Annotated in this window: 16 protein-coding genes; 6 read left to right on the top strand and 10 right to left on the bottom strand. The window is 66.1% G+C overall.

Annotation, left to right across the window (positions count from 1 at the left end; genetic code table 11):
* The first annotated feature begins 6 nt into the window (after positions 1-6).
* The gene (locus tag KM135_RS07230; RefSeq protein ID WP_221713315.1) at positions 7-2280 is read left to right on the top strand and encodes an NADP-dependent malic enzyme; all 2274 of its coding nucleotides are present in this window, start codon (positions 7-9) and stop codon (positions 2278-2280) included.
* A 70-nt stretch (positions 2281-2350) separates the two neighbouring features.
* Here the strand turns inward: KM135_RS07230 and KM135_RS07225 are convergent, their stop codons facing one another.
* Positions 2351-3133: a Clp protease/crotonase-like domain-containing protein gene (locus KM135_RS07225; protein WP_221713314.1), complete on the bottom strand. Its 783-nt coding sequence runs from the start codon at positions 3131-3133 to the stop codon at positions 2351-2353.
* Between the two features lie 97 nt (positions 3134-3230).
* Positions 3231-3734 (bottom strand): outer membrane protein assembly factor BamE, encoded by a 504-nt coding sequence (locus KM135_RS07220; RefSeq protein WP_221713313.1) that lies wholly within the window; start codon positions 3732-3734, stop codon positions 3231-3233.
* A gap of 155 nt (positions 3735-3889) precedes the next feature.
* Between KM135_RS07220 and KM135_RS07215 the strand changes: the two genes are divergently transcribed.
* Together KM135_RS07215 and KM135_RS07210 are read left to right on the top strand one after the other, a co-directional pair.
* Complete coding sequence (locus tag KM135_RS07215) at positions 3890-4405, top strand: ubiquinol-cytochrome C chaperone family protein (protein ID WP_221713312.1); 516 nt, start codon at positions 3890-3892, stop codon at positions 4403-4405.
* 7 nt (positions 4406-4412) lie between these two features.
* Positions 4413-4958: a YceD family protein gene (locus KM135_RS07210; RefSeq protein WP_221713311.1), complete on the top strand. Its 546-nt coding sequence runs from the start codon at positions 4413-4415 to the stop codon at positions 4956-4958.
* 36 nt (positions 4959-4994) lie between these two features.
* Here the strand turns inward: KM135_RS07210 and KM135_RS07205 are convergent, their stop codons facing one another.
* From KM135_RS07205 to secB, 6 genes are all read right to left on the bottom strand, one after another.
* Entirely contained in the window at positions 4995-6614 is a 1620-nt protein-coding gene (locus KM135_RS07205; protein WP_221713310.1) for an AMP-binding protein, read from the bottom strand.
* Between the two features lie 150 nt (positions 6615-6764).
* Positions 6765-7247 (bottom strand): nuclear transport factor 2 family protein, encoded by a 483-nt coding sequence (locus KM135_RS07200; protein ID WP_221713309.1) that lies wholly within the window; start codon positions 7245-7247, stop codon positions 6765-6767.
* A gap of 189 nt (positions 7248-7436) precedes the next feature.
* Positions 7437-8159, bottom strand: a complete 723-nt coding sequence (locus KM135_RS07195) for a hypothetical protein (RefSeq protein WP_221713308.1) — start codon at positions 8157-8159, stop codon at positions 7437-7439.
* A gap of 28 nt (positions 8160-8187) precedes the next feature.
* Entirely contained in the window at positions 8188-8601 is a 414-nt protein-coding gene (locus KM135_RS07190) for a DUF6152 family protein (protein ID WP_221713307.1), read from the bottom strand.
* Between the two features lie 94 nt (positions 8602-8695).
* Positions 8696-10273 (bottom strand): murein biosynthesis integral membrane protein MurJ, encoded by a 1578-nt coding sequence (gene murJ, locus KM135_RS07185; RefSeq protein ID WP_221713306.1) that lies wholly within the window; start codon positions 10271-10273, stop codon positions 8696-8698.
* Positions 10274-10303: 30 nt separating this feature from the next.
* Positions 10304-10786: a protein-export chaperone SecB gene (secB, locus tag KM135_RS07180; RefSeq protein ID WP_221713305.1), complete on the bottom strand. Its 483-nt coding sequence runs from the start codon at positions 10784-10786 to the stop codon at positions 10304-10306.
* 349 nt (positions 10787-11135) lie between these two features.
* Between secB and KM135_RS07175 the strand changes: the two genes are divergently transcribed.
* From KM135_RS07175 to KM135_RS07165, 3 genes are read left to right on the top strand one after another with little or no spacing between them, the layout of a single operon-like run.
* Positions 11136-11789, top strand: coding sequence for a Tim44/TimA family putative adaptor protein (locus KM135_RS07175; protein WP_221713304.1), 654 nt, complete (start codon positions 11136-11138; stop codon positions 11787-11789).
* Positions 11790-11842: 53 nt separating this feature from the next.
* Positions 11843-13150 carry a murein transglycosylase A gene (gene mltA / locus KM135_RS07170; protein WP_246605841.1) on the top strand — a complete coding sequence of 436 codons (1308 nt, stop codon included), beginning with the start codon at positions 11843-11845 and terminating at the stop codon, positions 13148-13150.
* Positions 13125-13679 carry a Smr/MutS family protein gene (locus KM135_RS07165; protein ID WP_221713302.1) on the top strand — a complete coding sequence of 185 codons (555 nt, stop codon included), beginning with the start codon at positions 13125-13127 and terminating at the stop codon, positions 13677-13679. Before mltA ends, KM135_RS07165 begins: the two co-directional genes overlap by 26 nt.
* A 6-nt stretch (positions 13680-13685) precedes the next feature.
* Here KM135_RS07165 and KM135_RS07160 read toward each other — a convergent pair whose 3' ends face one another.
* Positions 13686-14057 carry a hypothetical protein gene (locus KM135_RS07160; RefSeq protein WP_221713301.1) on the bottom strand — a complete coding sequence of 124 codons (372 nt, stop codon included), beginning with the start codon at positions 14055-14057 and terminating at the stop codon, positions 13686-13688.
* A 55-nt stretch (positions 14058-14112) separates the two neighbouring features.
* The gene (locus tag KM135_RS07155; protein ID WP_221713300.1) at positions 14113-14502 is read right to left on the bottom strand and encodes a hypothetical protein; all 390 of its coding nucleotides are present in this window, start codon (positions 14500-14502) and stop codon (positions 14113-14115) included.
* Positions 14503-14553 lie beyond the last annotated feature (51 nt).

Below are 14553 nucleotides of genomic sequence, written 5' to 3'. Positions count from 1 at the left end.
CTCCCAATGAGCGATCAGCCTGCCGACAAGGCATCTGTTGAATTTTCCGAGCGCGAGGCGCTCCTGTTCCATAGCTTCGGCCGGCCGGGCAAGATCGAGATCATCGCGTCCAAGCCGATGGCGACGCAGCGCGACCTGGCGCTCGCTTATTCCCCCGGTGTCGCGGTGCCGGTGCGCGCCATCGCGGAAGACCCGTCCAGGGCCTATGACTATACCGCCAAGGGCAATCTGGTCGCGGTCATCTCCAACGGCACGGCGATTCTCGGCTTGGGCAATCTCGGCGCGCTGGCGTCGAAGCCGGTGATGGAAGGCAAGGCTGTCCTCTTCAAGCGCTTTGCCGATGTCGACTCGATCGATCTGGAGCTGAACACGGAAGACCCGCAGGCCTTCATCGACGCCGTAGCGCTGCTCGAGCCCAGTTTCGGCGGCATCAATCTCGAGGACATCAAGGCGCCTGAGTGCTTCATGATCGAGGCGGCGCTCAAGGAGCGCATGAACATCCCGGTCATGCATGACGACCAGCATGGCACGGCGATCATCTGCGCGGCGGGGCTCATCAATGCCTGCTTCCTCACGGGGCGCGACATTCGCAATGCGAAGATCGTGGTCAACGGCGCCGGCGCCGCTGCCATCGCCTGCACCGAGCTGATAAAGGCGATGGGTGTCCCGCACGAGAGCGTCATCATGTGTGATCGCGAGGGCGTCATCTACCAGGGCCGTGCCCATGGCATGGACCAGTTCAAGTCCGCCCACGCCGTGCGGACCGAGGCGCGCACGCTGCACGATGCGCTCAAGGGCGCCGACATCTTCCTCGGCCTCTCGGCCAAGGATGCGCTCAAGCCCGAGTGGATCACCGAGATGAACGGCACGCCGATCATCTTCGCCATGGCCAATCCCGATCCCGAGATCCTGCCCCCGGTCGCCAAGGCCGCGCGGCCCGATGCGATCATCGCCACGGGCCGTTCGGACTATCCGAACCAGGTCAACAATGTGCTGGGCTTCCCGTTCATCTTCCGCGGCGCGCTCGACGTGCGTGCGACGGCGATCAACGAGGCGATGAAGATCGCGGCGGCCACTGCCATCGCCGAGCTGGCGCGCGAGCAGGTGCCCGAGGAAGTGGCGCTGGCTTATGGCACCAAACACAGCTTCGGCGCCGATTACATCATCCCCGCACCGTTCGATCCGCGCCTGATGGAGGTCGTGCCGGCCGCCGTCGCGCAGGCGGCGATGGACAGCGGCGTGGCCCAGCGGCCGATCGAGGACATGGCGGCCTATCGGCATAGCCTCAAGAGCCGCCTTAATCCGACCACTTCGGTGCTGACGCTCGCTTATGAAGGCGCCAAGGCCGCGCCCAAGCGTGTGCTGTTCGCCGAGGCCGAGGAAGAGGTGGTCCTGCGCGCCGCCATTCAGTTCCGCGACGGCGGCTATGGCATTCCCGTGCTGGTCGGCCGGCAGGACGTCTACGACCAGCTTCGCGCGCTCGGCGTGCGCGATCCGGAGAGCTTCGAGCTCTACAACAGCGTCAATCATCCGCTGGTGCCGAAGATGGTCGATATGCTCTACGAGCGACTCCAGCGTCGCGGCTACCTCCGCCGTGACTGCGAGCGCATGGTCAATCGCGACCGCAATGTGTTCGGCGCGCTGCTGCTCAAGATGGGCGAGGCGGACGCGATGATCACCGGCGTGACGCGCACCTATGCCCAGTCGATGCGCGAGCTGCGCCGGGTCATCGACCCCGCGTCGGATCGCACCTGCTTCGGCATGCACATCCTGGTCGGCCGCAGCCACACGGTGTTCATGGCCGACACGACGGTCAATGAACGCCCGAGCGCGACGGAGCTGGCCGACATCGCGATCGAGACCGCCGCCGTCGCGCGCCGCATGGGCCATGAGCCGCGTGTTGCGTTCCTCAGCTATTCGACATTCGGCAATCCCTCCGGCAACTGGCTGGAGGGCATCCGCGAGGCGGTTCACCTGCTCGACGAGCGCGGGGTTGATTTCGAGTTCGAGGGCGAGATGGCCCCGGACGTCGCGCTCAATCCCCGCGTCATGCGCAACTATCCGTTCTGCCGCCTGTCCGGCCCGGCCAATGTGCTGGTGATGCCCGGCCTCCAGTCCGCCAATCTCTCGGCCAAGCTGCTGCGCGAGCTCGGCGGGGATTCGGTGATCGGCCCGATCCTGCTCGGCATGTCCAAGCCGGTGCAGATCGCCGCCATGGCATCGACGGCGTCGGAGCTGGTCACGCTGGCCGTGTTGGCGGCTGGTGGTATCGCGCGGTAGTTCAAAGGCACCGTCATTCCCGCGAACGCGGGAACCCAGGGACGCAAAAGCACTGCGGTTGGGTTCTGGCCTAAAGACAGCGCTCGAACGTCTGCGTCCGCCCCTGTGCCGACCCGTCGCGCAGCAGCACGGTGCCCTGGCGGCAGGTCTTGCCATCCTTGGGCGCGGCATCGCCCATCACGACAATGCCGTGATAGCCGCCTGCCGCCCAGTTCTGCGCCTCGCCGTCGGTCATCGCCAGCGAGACGGCGCGGGCGACGCCGGGGATGAGCAGGAAATTGCCGGACGCGACGATGGCTTCGTCCGGGGCAGGCGTCGCCTTGCCGCCGTCGGCGGCCGGTCTGGGTTCGATGGCGCGACCCTCGGCAATCGCCACGGCAGCGCGCGGCGCGGGCGCGACGGCCGGGGCCGGCTTGCCCTGTTCGATCACTGCGGTGAGGTGCGCGGGCTTCACGCCCGGCGTCGGGATCACCAGCGGCGGCGGGGTGACGGCGAGACTGGCGCTTGGCATGGCGTCGCCGCGGTCGATGATCGAGGCCGAGACCGTCTCCCCGCCGATCAGCGAGCCGCGCGACGACCAGAGCCATCCAGCCAGCGCGACGACCAGCAGCGTGGTGGTGACCGTGCCCATCAGGATCAGGAGGCGGTGGCCGAAGTCACTGCGCGGCGCGGCGGCCGGCGCCGGGCGCGATGTTTCGGCCTCGAGCGCCTCGCTGGCGCGATCGAAGCCCACTTCCAGCGAGCCGACGGCGAAACGCCAGCGGCTCCGCTTGGCGCTATAGCGGCCAAGTGGGGCATGGTCGGCTAGGAAATCTGGCTGCCTCAGCGGCTGCAGATCGCCGAGATGCTGCATGGCGGCTCTCCCTCGATGGACAATCTGAATCCAAAGTCAGGGAAATTGCAAGGAAAACCGCGTCCGACTCGCGCGGACGCGACGAAGCGACCGGGCTTCAGCTGCCGTTCGGACCAGGGCCTGCCGGGCCGCTACCCCCGCCCACGCCACCCGCGCCGACCGCGCCGATATTGCCGAAAATCTCGTCGAGCAGGCTGCGCTTGCGGCCGAGGGTCGGCGTCTTGTCGCCCACCGGCGAGATGTTCGCGACCTGGTCGAGCGTCTTGTTGCGATCAATGCTGGCGACATTGCCCTTGTCGTCGAACTGCACGGTGACGAGCAACTGATCGGTCGGCCGAGGCGAGGCGAAGGCGAGCGCGCGGGTGTCGCGTGCCACATAATACCAGCGCTCCGGGCCGAACTGCGAGACGAAGGTCGGGCGGCCGAGCGCCCCTTCGACCGAGGCGCGATTGTCGACGCCGGGCAGCACCGAGTCGACGATGAGCTGGTCGACGAGGAAACCCTGATGCGCCCGGATGCGACTGCAGCCGCCGGCCAGCAGGAGCACTGCCGCCGCGCCCGCGACCATAAGCGGCCGCCCAATGCCACGCTGCATCCTCATCTCCTGCACATAGTCCTTCGCAAAAACGCTCGCGCCAAGTGGACGCCCATTGCATTGCCAGCCGCCGCAATCAATATGCAAGTGCCGATGGCCGCATCCGAGCGCGCCGGCTCGTCGCCCGAAACCTCCTGTGCCGCCACAAAGCTGAACCGAGCATGTCTCTTCTCTCCTCCCTCTTCGCCCGCAAGGATGCCCGCGCCGAGCAGCGCCCGCTCTATGATGCCGTCGTCGCCACCGCGCGCGAACCGCATTGGTATCTGGAGGGCGGCGTCGCGGACACGCTGGACGGGCGCTTCGACATGGTCGCGGCGATCCTCTCGCTCGTCCTGCTCCGGCTGGAAGCGCTTGAGGCGAAACCCGAATCCGTGCGCCTGACCGAAATCTTCATCGACGATATGGATGGCCAGATCCGCCAGATCGGCTTCGGCGATCTCGTCGTCGGCAAGCAGGTCGGCCGCATGGTCGGTGCGCTCGGCGGGCGCCTTGCCGCCTATCGCGGGGGCCTCTCCGGCGAGGCGTCGCTGGCCGAAGCGCTGGTGCGCAATCTTTACCGTGGCGAAGCGCCCGCCGCCGACGAGCTGGCTTATACCGAGGCCCAGCTGCGCGCGCTGGCGACGGCGCTGGACGGGCAATCGCTCGACGCGCTGCTCGCCGGGCGCCTGCGCGGCTGAGGCGACGATGACCGCACCGGCACCGAGCGAATTTTCCCGCTGGCTGCGCGCCAACGAGTTTGGCGATGGACGCGAGCGCGAGATCGAGGCGGACGAGGCCGAGCGCACCGCGCTGGCCCGCCGCTTCCGCCTGCGCGCGCTCGATCGGCTGGAGGCGCGGCTCAGCGTGACGCCGGAAGCGGCCGGCGCGCTCGTCCGTGGCACGCTCGTCGCCGATCTCGTCCAGGCCTGTGTCGCGACCGACGAGGATGTGCCCGCGCATATCGACGTGCCATTTGCCGTCCGCTTCGTGCGTGGCCTCGATGACGACGAGCAGGACAGCGGCGAGGAGGGCATCGAGCTCAGCGACGAGGATTGCGACGTGCTGCCGCTGGAGGACGAGCGCATCGACCTCGGCGAAACGGTCGCCCAGACGCTCGCGCTCAATCTCGATCCCTATCCCCGCATCCCCGGCGCCGACGAGACCCTGCGCAAGATGGGCGTGCTGAGCGAGGAGGACACCAGCCCCTTCGCCGCGCTCAAGGGCCTGAAGCTGGGGAAAGGCGAAAGCTGAGCGCCCTACATCCCATTCATCGTACGGCGACTTCGTCTATCCTGCCGATTGCAGCGCAAACTCCCCCGCCACGAATTGCTCGCGCAGCCTGAACTTCTGGATCTTGCCCGATCCCGTCATCGGCCATTGCTCGACCCACACCCAGTGCTGCGGCGTCTTCTGGGGCGAGAGCCGCTCGCGCACGAACGCCTTCAGGTCCGCGTCGCCCGGCCGCGTGGCGCCTGCGGGGCGCAAGAAACAAGCGACCGTCTCGCCCCAGGTCTCATCGGGAATGCCGACCACCGCCACTTCGGCGATGGCGTCATGCTCCAGCATCGCATTCTCGATCTCGACCGGAAACAGATTCTCGCCGCCTCGGATGATCATCTCCTTCACGCGCCCGGTGATGCGGACATAGCCGCGCGCATCCATCGTGCCGAGATCGCCGGTGTGCAGCCAGCCTTCGGCGTCGATCGTCGCCGCTGTCGCTTGGCGGTTGTCGTTATAGCCGAGCATGAGCTGATAGCCCCGGCAGCAGATCTCGCCCTGCGCGCCGATAGGCACGACGTCATTGGTCCTGGGGTCGCGGATCGAGACTTCGGTATGCGGCGCCGCCCGGCCGACGGTCTGCGTCATGTCCTCCAGCGAGTCGTCGGCGGTGCAGCGCGTGATGATCGGCGAGCATTCGGTCTGGCCATAAGCGATCTGAACCCTCGCGCCGAAGGCGTCCCAGGCCTTGCGCCACAGCTCCGGCGCGACCATCGCACCACCGGCGAGAATATGCTCGATCGAGCGCAGATCATGGCCATCGCGCGCGGCGGCTTCCATCACGGCGATCATCATCGTCGGGATGAATAGCGCGAAGCTCAGCTTCTCGCGCGCGATCAGCCGCGCGGTCAGCGCCGGATCGAAGGCCGGCGGCAGCAGCATCGTCGCGCCGACGGCGAGGCCGCCCAGCACCTGCACCGCGCAGCCCGTCGTGTGAAAGAGCGGCGTACACAGCACGAAGACGGCGCCCGGGCCGACCCCGCCGTCCTGCAACAGGTCCGCCGCGTTGCGCACCAGCCCGCCATGATGCAGCAGCGCCCCCTTGGGCTGGCCCGTGGTGCCGGATGTGTACTGGATTTGCGCCGCATCGTCGGGCCGGGGAGCGCGCAGAGTGCCGGTCTCCTCGCCCTCGAACAGCGACGCATGATCGCTCAACAGCATGCAGTGACGCACCGCCGGCACGTCCGCGCTCACCGCCTGCGCGATCTGCGCCAGCGGATTGCCGCGAAAGTTTTCGACGCAATAGATCGCCTCGGCCCCGGACTGCTCCACGATATAGCGCAGCTCGCGTTCGATCGAGGCGGGATTGACGGTGACCAGCACTAGCCCCGCCATCGCCGCGCCCATTTCCAGCAGCACCCATTCGGGCGCATTGTTGGCATAAACGGCGATGCGGGCGCCCGGCGCATGACGGCTGGCGAGCGCTCGCCCGAGCCGCTCGGCGTCGTGCAGCAACTCCGCATAGGTCCAGCTGCGGGTGAAAGCCCCCCCGGAATCGACTTCGCAGAGCGCGGGCACATGCGGCCAGCGTGCGGCAGACTTGCGGAGCATCGCGCCGATGGTGACCGGCGGTGGCAGCGGCCCGCCTTGCGCGGGATAATAGCTCTGCATGAGACCAGGCTCGCCCATGTCGCACCCCTCCCTCGAATAGAGGGATCATAGCGCGCGACCTTACGGCAAGCTAGGCTGCGTTCTGCTCTGGTTGCACCATCTTATTCTCCTGCTTTCTCGGAAGCATTGCTTGAATTCGATCAAACAGGCTCTGGAAATTCTGGCGCGTCAGGAGTCGGTCTTGAGCGAGAACAGCTTCTCCCACTCGTCATGCGTCGGGAGGACTTCGATGGCCTCGCGTCGCTTGATCTTCCAGCCATTCTCCAGACGCACGAATTCGTCCTGATAGAGCCCGGCCAGTGCTGTCACCGGTTGGCGTGTCTTGCTCGGGAAGATGAAGAGATAGCGGCAGGTCGATTTCGCCGTGTCGCCGTCGATGTCGATCCGCTCGTTGGTGATGATGTGGAAATTGTTGCGATTGGGCGCGCCGTCCACGCCCACATCATCGAGCAGCATCTGGTAGATCGCATCCTGCCCCGTGTAGCTGCCCACCGCATTGGTCCAGTTGCCGTCCGGCGCGAACAGGCTGACATAACCCTTGAAGTCGCGGCCATCGAGAAAGGCGGCATAATCCTCGATGATCCGCCGGATCGCGAGCTCGTCTTCCACCCGCTGTAGCCGCGCCTCGATCGACCCTGTTCCGCTCGTCATGTCATCCACTCCGTCGCTCGTCATTCTGTGTGACGAGTCGTTCGATAACATTTAACATGTTGTGTATCTAGGTGGCGCAACTGCCCGGTTCGTGGATCGACGATCAAGCCTTGCAAAAACAACCGCCGTCATCCCGATCAAGTACGGGGCGACCTGGATTTTGACGTCAGAATGGCGTGGTCGCGCCTGCTACGGCTTGATCTTGTGCCGGACATTACCGTCCTGGTCGATATAGTCGCGATTGTCCTCGCAGACATATTCCTGCAGCTTGTAGCCCTTCATGCGCCGGAACGAGTAAGTGTAGGTCCACGGCTTTTCGAGATAGCTGTCCTCGATCGTGATCTCGTCCTGCAGGATGTCCGGCGAGAGCAGGCGGATGCGCTCGGTGATCTTCATGTCTTCCGAATGCGGGGTCCAGCGGAAGGTCACATTCTGCTTGATGCCGGTCGTCTCTATCACCAGCGTATCGCCTTCCCAGCGGCCGACCGCCTTGCCGTAGAAGCTGGGATCGACCTCGTCCCATTTTGGCAGGGGCTCGTTCATGTAGATGCGGCGGGTCTGGCTGAAGGCTTCCTGCGTGATGTTGATCTGCTCGGGGCGCTGGAAGATCTCCATCGGGAACATGCCCATCATCATCGAGGGCATGCCATCCGGGATACAGTGGATGTAGTTGTCGCCCGCTGGCTGACCTTCTTCGAGGCGTTCCTTGAGGATCTTCTGCCCGCGTTCCCACTCGGCGCGATATTGCGGTTTGAGTTGGGGGTCGGGGATGACAGAGGGCGCATAGCGCGGGTCGGCCGTCTCGCCCGGCGGGGGATAGCGCTCCCATGTGCCGCTGAAATTGGGCTGGGCGATCGCCGCCATCGCCGATCCGGCGAGGCAGGTGCCCATGAGCAAGGCTCTTGTCGTCATCCTCATCCCGAGTTCCACGGCCGTCCCCTTACGAGGTGATCTTGTAGCGATGCGCATTGGGCACGCCGGGGAGCATCTTCCTGCCGTTGGGCAAGGTAAGCTCCAGCAACAGACCGCCCGCCTGCCCATCCTTGAGCGGGGAGACCACGGCCCGGACCATGTCGCCCGGCTTCACCGTGCGTGAGGACCAGCCGCCGCGACTCAACATGTTCGGGCTCGTCATCTCCAGCGCGTAATGCTTGATGTTGCCCCCGCCGGTGTCCGCATCGATTTCCAGAAAGGCATGCGGATTGGTCCACTGATAGACCGTGACCTTGCCCTGGATCGTGATCGATCGGCTATTGTCGAACATGGCGAAGCTGTGATGCGCGCCGGCCGATACGGCCAGCAAGGCAATCGCCGTCGGCAAGGCGGCAAGACTTATCCCGTGCAGGATTTTCATCGGTATCCTCTCCCCACTGGATGCTCGCTGCGGGAGTATCTCGATGGTCATTGTCAACTTAGACCGAGGGTTCGGCAGTCGGCAAGCGGGTTGATCAGCGCCGCCGGCGAAGCTGGCCCTTGAGCTCGGAGAGGCGATAGGCGCCGAGGCCGATCGTTGCGATGCCATAGACCGTCGCGCCGCCGCCGCAGAGCAGGGCGAGGGCGGCGATGCGCTGCCAGAAATGCCCGCTCATATGCGCGTCGAGCAGGTCATTGCCGATGTAGAGCGCAACGCCCATCAGGACGCCGGCCGCGACGATGCGTAGCACCTTGCCGCGGAAGCGGGCGTCCAGCGTCAGATGATCGGCGCGCTTCAGTGCGATGTAGAGCAGGATGACATTCACCCAGGCCGATATGGCGGTGGAAAGCGCGATGCCGACGGGACCGAGCGACCAGATGAGCGTCAGATTGCCGACCAGATTGACCAGCATAGCTATGAAGGCGATGCGCACCGGCGTGCGCGTGTCCGAGCGGGCATAGAAGCCCGGCGTCAGCACCTTGACGAGCACATAGGCAGGGACGCCGGGCGCGAAGGCGGCAAGCGTGGCGGCGCAGCCGAAGGTGTCGACCGCGGTGAAGGCACCATGCTGGAAGACGCCGCGGATGAGCGGCGTCGCTGAGACGAACAGCGCGATGGCGGCGGGCAGGGCCAGGAACAGCGCCAGCTCCAGTGCGCGATTCTGCGTGTCGTTCGCTGCTTTTGCGTCGCCCGAGCCGATCTGGCGCGAAAGCAGGGGCAGGATCGCCGTGCCGACGCCGATGCCGATGAGGCCGAGCGGGAGCTGGTTCAGCCGGTCGGCATAATAGATCCAACTCACCGAGCCTTGCGGCAGGAAGCGCGCGGCGAGCGAGGTGGAGATCAGCAGATTGATCTGGATCGCGCCTTGGCCGATGGCGGCCGGGCCGATGACGGCGAGCATGGCCTTCACTTGCGGCGAGAGGCGCGGCAGGCCGATGCGCAGCACGACGCCGATGCGCCGGCACGACCAGATGAGCCAGAGCAGCTGCATCATGCCGGAGACGGTGACGGCGATCGCCTGCGTTTCGGCGGTCTCGATCGGGCTGTCGCCGCGGAAGAACAGGATCGCCACGATCATGCAGATGTTGAGCAAGGTCGGCGCGGCGGCATTCACCCAGAAGCGGTTGAAGCTGTTGAGGATGCCGCCGAGCAACGATGTGAGCGAGACCAGCGCCAGATAGGGGAAGGTGATGATCGTGAGGTGGCGGGCGAGTGCGAATTTGTCCGGGCCGCCATCGGGGAAACCGCCGGTCATCGCCCAGACGACCGGGCCGGCGGCCAGCATCATCAGGATGGTGAGAATGACCAGGATCGGGAAGAGCACGGACAGCACTTGCCCGGCAAAGGCAATCGCGGCGCGGCGCCCGGCCTCGGCATCGTCCTGGCCTTCGCGCGCCATGATGCGATTGAACATCGGCACGAAAGCGGCGGAAAAGGCGCCCTCGGCAAAGAGGGCGCGGAACAGGTTGGGCAGCCGCCAGGCGATCAGGAAGGCGTCGGACGCGAAGCCCGCGCCCACGAAGCGCGCCATCAGCATGTCGCGCACCATGCCGAGCACGCGGCTGACCAGCGTGAGCGCTCCGATCGTCCCGGTCGAGCGGAGCAGGCTCATCGCGTCGCTATGCCGATGGGGTTGTGCGAATCAGGCGTTGCCGATCGGGGTGCCCGCCGCCGCAGCATCCATCTGGCCCTGCTGCTGCATGTAGAGCGCGCCGAAATCGATCGGATCGAGCAGCAGCGGCTGGAAGCCGCCGTCCTGTACGGCATCGGCCAGGATACGGCGGGCGAACGGGAAGAGCAGGCGCGGCGCCTCGGCATAGAGGAACGGGCGCATCTGATCCTCGGGCACGTTGCGGATGCCGAACAGGCCGGCGAAGACCAGCTCGACCGCGAAGGCCGTGCCCTGATCGCTGGCGGCGGAAGCCGACACCTTGAGCGCGATCTCGAACACGTCCTCAGCGATCTGGTTGTTGCTGATGTTGAAATTGATGTCGATCTGCGGCTGCTCCTGCCACTGATAGACGGCCGGGCTGTTCGGATTCTCAAAGGAGAGGTCCTTCACATATTGCGCGATGAGGCCGATCTGCGGCAGGTTGTCGGCGCCATTTGCAGTCGTGTCGGTCATGTCGTTCGGGTCCTTCAGGGCTATGGCCGCCATGCCGCCGGCATCGGGCCGGGGCGCGGGGCAGAATGTCTCTGGACGGCGGCATGTCCGGGCGCGACTGCCCGCTCCACGTCCTTGGGCGGGGCGCTTAGCAGGCGGGCCGGGGCAGGGCAATCATTAGGACCAGCTCCCGCGACAGGCCGCGCGTCCCGTGCTGGTACCCTCGAAAAGCGGTTCCCGGGCGACGAGAAGTGCTTTTTTTCGCTCTTTTGCGCAGCGTTGACGCGAGTTTAAGCGTTGCGGGTTTGAATGTTCCGCCGAACGCGCTTATGTCTAGCGGGTTCCGGCTTGTTTGAAGGATGCTGAACTCGTGACCGTCATCGTCGTCCTGGCCATGATCTTTGCTTTGCTGGCGCTGCGGCTCTTCGCCGTTCTGGGGCGCCGGACGGGGCATGAGCAGCAGCGGCAACTGCCGACACCCGTCGATGGCCCGGTCGCAAACCGCGCGCCTGCGGGCGTTCCCAATGATGGCCGCGCCGCTGGCCAGCGTGCGGCGGAGAGTGCCGTCAGCGTTCCTGCCCAGGCTGGACTGCGCGCGCTGATCGCGGCGGATCGCACATTCGACGTCGGCCAGTTTCTCGGCGGTGCCCGCTCTGCCTATGGCCTCATTCTCGAAGCCTTCTGGAAGGGCGACCGCGAGACGCTGAAGACCTTCTGCGAGCAGGACGTCTATGATGCCTTCGAGGCAGCGATCACGCAGCGCGAGGCCGATGGGCTGGTCCTCGACAACAAGCTCGTGCGCATCGACAATGCCAATATCGTCGATGCCCGTGTCGATAACGGCGTGGCCCATGTCGCGGTGACGTTCGAGGCGGACCTGTCCGCCGTGACGCGCGACAAGGACGGGCAGGTCGTCGCCGGGTCGCTGGACGATGCCATCACAACGGTCGAGACATGGACGTTCAGCCGGGATCTGCGCAGTCGCGATCCCAACTGGCAGCTCGCGGAGACGGACGAGGGCTGACCGGACAAGGTCGCCGCGCCGTGCAAAATTTTCGTCAATCCCTCGCGCCCTGGTTGCTGACCGCTATCGGCGTGCTTGCGCTGGCGGGTTGCGGCCGGGTCATCCCGCCTAATTCCGCAGGCGCGCCCGCTCCGTCTAAAAGGCCGACACAGCCGCCCCGCGAATCGGCGGTCAGGCCCCAGCCGGCAACGCCGCGCCCGCCGTTGCCCGCGCCGAGTTCCTCCCCGGCGCCCCTTCCATCCCCCACGTCCGGCGCGACGCCGACGCCCACCGGCCCCGGCCCCGCCGTAGCTGCCGGCCTGACGCTCGGACCCGATCTCGATACACTACTGCCGAACGGCGACGAGCGCACCGCGCGGGCACTGCGGGCATTCCGTCTCTCCTGCCCGTCGCTCGTGCGGCGGCGCGACCAGAGCGGCCTCACCAGCGGGTCGGACTGGCAGGCCGCCTGCGCGGCGGCAGCGAGCTGGAGCGAGGCCAATGCGCGCGAATTCTTCCGCCGCAATTTCGAGGCGGTGCAGGTCGGCGACGGCAAGGCTTTCGCGACCGGCTATTATGAACCCGAGATCGCCGGCTGCCGGGCGAAGGCCCCCGGCTGCGAGACACCGCTCTACAAGCGACCGGCCGATCTGATCGAGGTCGATCTCGGCCTGTTCAGCGAGTCGCTCAAGGGCCGGCGCATTCGCGGCAAGGTGCAGGGCAGCAATCTCGTCCAGTATGACGATCGCGCGGCGATCACGGCCGGGTCGCTCGACGGCAAGGGGCTGGAGCTGGCCTATGCCAATGATCCGGTCGAGCTCTTCTTCCTGGAAGTGCAGGGCAGCGGGCGGCTGCGCCTGCCGGACGGCGGCGTCATGCGCGTCGGCTATGACGGGCAGAACGGGCGCGACTATACCGGCATCGGCCGCGTGATGCGCGATCGCGGCCTGATCCAGATCGGCTCGATGCAGGACATCATGAGCTATCTGCGCACACACGCGGCCGAGGGCGTGGCGATCATGAACGAGAACAAGAGCTACGTGTTCTTTCGCGAGCTGACCGGCGCCGGGCCGATCGGCGCCATGGGGCTCGCGGTGACGGAAGAAGCGACTGTTGCGGCGGACCCGACCTTCGTGCCGCTCGGCGCGCCGGTGCTGCTTTCGCTAGACCGGGCTGAGCCGAACGGCGTGTGGGTCGCGCAGGATACCGGCGGCGCGATCAAGGGCTCCAACCGCTTCGATACCTTCTGGGGCGCCGGCGAGCGGGCGCGACCGCTGGCGGGCGGCATGTCCGCGCGCGGCAGTGCGCTCCTCCTGCTGCCGATCGGCACTTACGCCCGCCTGACAGCCCAGCAAAATGCCGTCCCGCCTCCTCTCCCCTGAGGAGCGCGATCTCTGGCAGAAGCTGGCGCGCACGGTGACGCCGCTGCGCCGGACCCGTCCTAAGGCGGTGATCGCGGAGGCGGAGGGAGCACCCTCTCCCGAATCATTCGCCAAGGCGCTGAAGGTCAAAGGCCGCGTGCCACCCGAGCGCACGCCCGCACCCATCGCCCCGGCCCGTCCGGCGCCGGTCCCGGTGCTGGATGGAAGCTGGGAGAAGAAGATCCGCTCCGGTCAGCTCGCCCCGGACATCAGCATCGACCTGCACGGCCTCAATCTGGCGGCGGCGCAGATGCGGCTGGAGCGGCTGCTCGGCGATGCCGCGGTGCAGGGCTGGCGCGTGCTGCTCGTCGTTACGGGCAAGCCGCGCCCGGCGCCCTTGCCAGGCGAAGCGCGCAAGCGGGGCGCGATCCGGGCGGAGATCGGCGACTGGCTGGTACGCAGCGCGCATGCGCATCGCATTGCCAGCGTCCGCCAGGCGCATCCCCGGCATGGTGGAGACGGCGCGCTTTATATCATCCTGCGACGCTGAGCGGGATCATGCTTCGTCGAACAACCAGGCCTCGGCGGCGGCTGCATCTGTGAAGTAGCGGGCGCTGCCCTGCATACCCGCGCGATCCGACTGGAGCTTGTTGAGCGTGCCTGCGACAAGGGTCGCGGTGCGTGGCGCCATCGTGCCATAGGACGCGGCGATCAGCGCGCCGAATTTATCGGTGATTTCGACGGATTGTACGGCGAATTCGTGTGCGTCGACGAAGGCGAGGCGCGCGCCGCCATGTAAGGCGAGCTGGCCGAGCGCCCTGCGGAAATCGTGGGCAAAGAGATCGAAAGTGGCCGTGTCCCAATAGCCGCACATGGTCATGCGCAGCAGGCGTCGATCCAGCTCGATCGAAATGTCGTAAGCGTTCATCTGGATGCAACCCGCTGATTTTCCTTTGGTTGTATCCATTTATAGCACGTGCCAGTTAACCTGGCGTTTGCGCTCCACCCGGCCAATCGAGCCAGGCACACGCCTCGTCGATATCCGTGAAATACTGCGCGGTCAGCTCGCCGCCCGCGCGCTCGGCCTGCAGCTTGTTGAGATGCGCGGGAACGACGGTGGCGGTGTGCTTGGTGAGATAAGGCAGGTTGCGAGCAATGAGCGCCCGGAATTGCTCGGAAATCTCCTTGGCTTGCACGGCGAATTCGCGTCCATCGACCAGCGCTTTTGCAAGGCCGCCGGCAGCATGCATGCTGCGGACGGCCTGCTCATACTCGCGCGCGAACACGTCGAACGTCGGCTGGTCCCAATAGCCGCGCATCACAATGTGCAAGGATCGGTGGCCGGCATCTGTCTGAATGGAATAGGCAGCCATGGCGGCAGCAACTCCCCTCGTACAAGTTTCTGGAATTGCGCGCCGCTTTAA

Origin of the sequence: Sphingobium xanthum (assembly GCF_019737615.1) — a bacterium.
GTDB lineage: Bacteria > Pseudomonadota > Alphaproteobacteria > Sphingomonadales > Sphingomonadaceae > Sphingobium > Sphingobium xanthum.
This window is presented reverse-complemented; position numbering and strand designations above follow the sequence as displayed.

What these genes read in the sequence shown, in the direction of transcription:
- KM135_RS07230 (WP_221713315.1), top strand. Translation starts at nt 7, where the DNA reads ATGAGCGATCAGCCTGCCGACAAGGCATCTGTTGAATTTTCCGAGCGC.
- KM135_RS07225 (WP_221713314.1), bottom strand. Translation starts at nt 3,133, where the DNA reads ATGCAGCATCTCGGCGATCTGCAGCCGCTGAGGCAGCCAGATTTCCTA.
- KM135_RS07220 (WP_221713313.1), bottom strand. Translation starts at nt 3,734, where the DNA reads ATGAGGATGCAGCGTGGCATTGGGCGGCCGCTTATGGTCGCGGGCGCG.
- KM135_RS07215 (WP_221713312.1), top strand. Translation starts at nt 3,890, where the DNA reads ATGTCTCTTCTCTCCTCCCTCTTCGCCCGCAAGGATGCCCGCGCCGAG.
- KM135_RS07210 (WP_221713311.1), top strand. Translation starts at nt 4,413, where the DNA reads ATGACCGCACCGGCACCGAGCGAATTTTCCCGCTGGCTGCGCGCCAAC.
- KM135_RS07205 (WP_221713310.1), bottom strand. Translation starts at nt 6,614, where the DNA reads ATGGGCGAGCCTGGTCTCATGCAGAGCTATTATCCCGCGCAAGGCGGG.
- KM135_RS07200 (WP_221713309.1), bottom strand. Translation starts at nt 7,247, where the DNA reads ATGACGAGCGGAACAGGGTCGATCGAGGCGCGGCTACAGCGGGTGGAA.
- KM135_RS07195 (WP_221713308.1), bottom strand. Translation starts at nt 8,159, where the DNA reads ATGACGACAAGAGCCTTGCTCATGGGCACCTGCCTCGCCGGATCGGCG.
- KM135_RS07190 (WP_221713307.1), bottom strand. Translation starts at nt 8,601, where the DNA reads ATGAAAATCCTGCACGGGATAAGTCTTGCCGCCTTGCCGACGGCGATT.
- murJ (WP_221713306.1), bottom strand. Translation starts at nt 10,273, where the DNA reads ATGAGCCTGCTCCGCTCGACCGGGACGATCGGAGCGCTCACGCTGGTC.
- secB (WP_221713305.1), bottom strand. Translation starts at nt 10,786, where the DNA reads ATGACCGACACGACTGCAAATGGCGCCGACAACCTGCCGCAGATCGGC.
- KM135_RS07165 (WP_221713302.1), top strand. Translation starts at nt 13,125, where the DNA reads ATGCCGTCCCGCCTCCTCTCCCCTGAGGAGCGCGATCTCTGGCAGAAG.
- KM135_RS07160 (WP_221713301.1), bottom strand. Translation starts at nt 14,057, where the DNA reads ATGAACGCTTACGACATTTCGATCGAGCTGGATCGACGCCTGCTGCGC.
- KM135_RS07155 (WP_221713300.1), bottom strand. Translation starts at nt 14,502, where the DNA reads ATGGCTGCCTATTCCATTCAGACAGATGCCGGCCACCGATCCTTGCAC.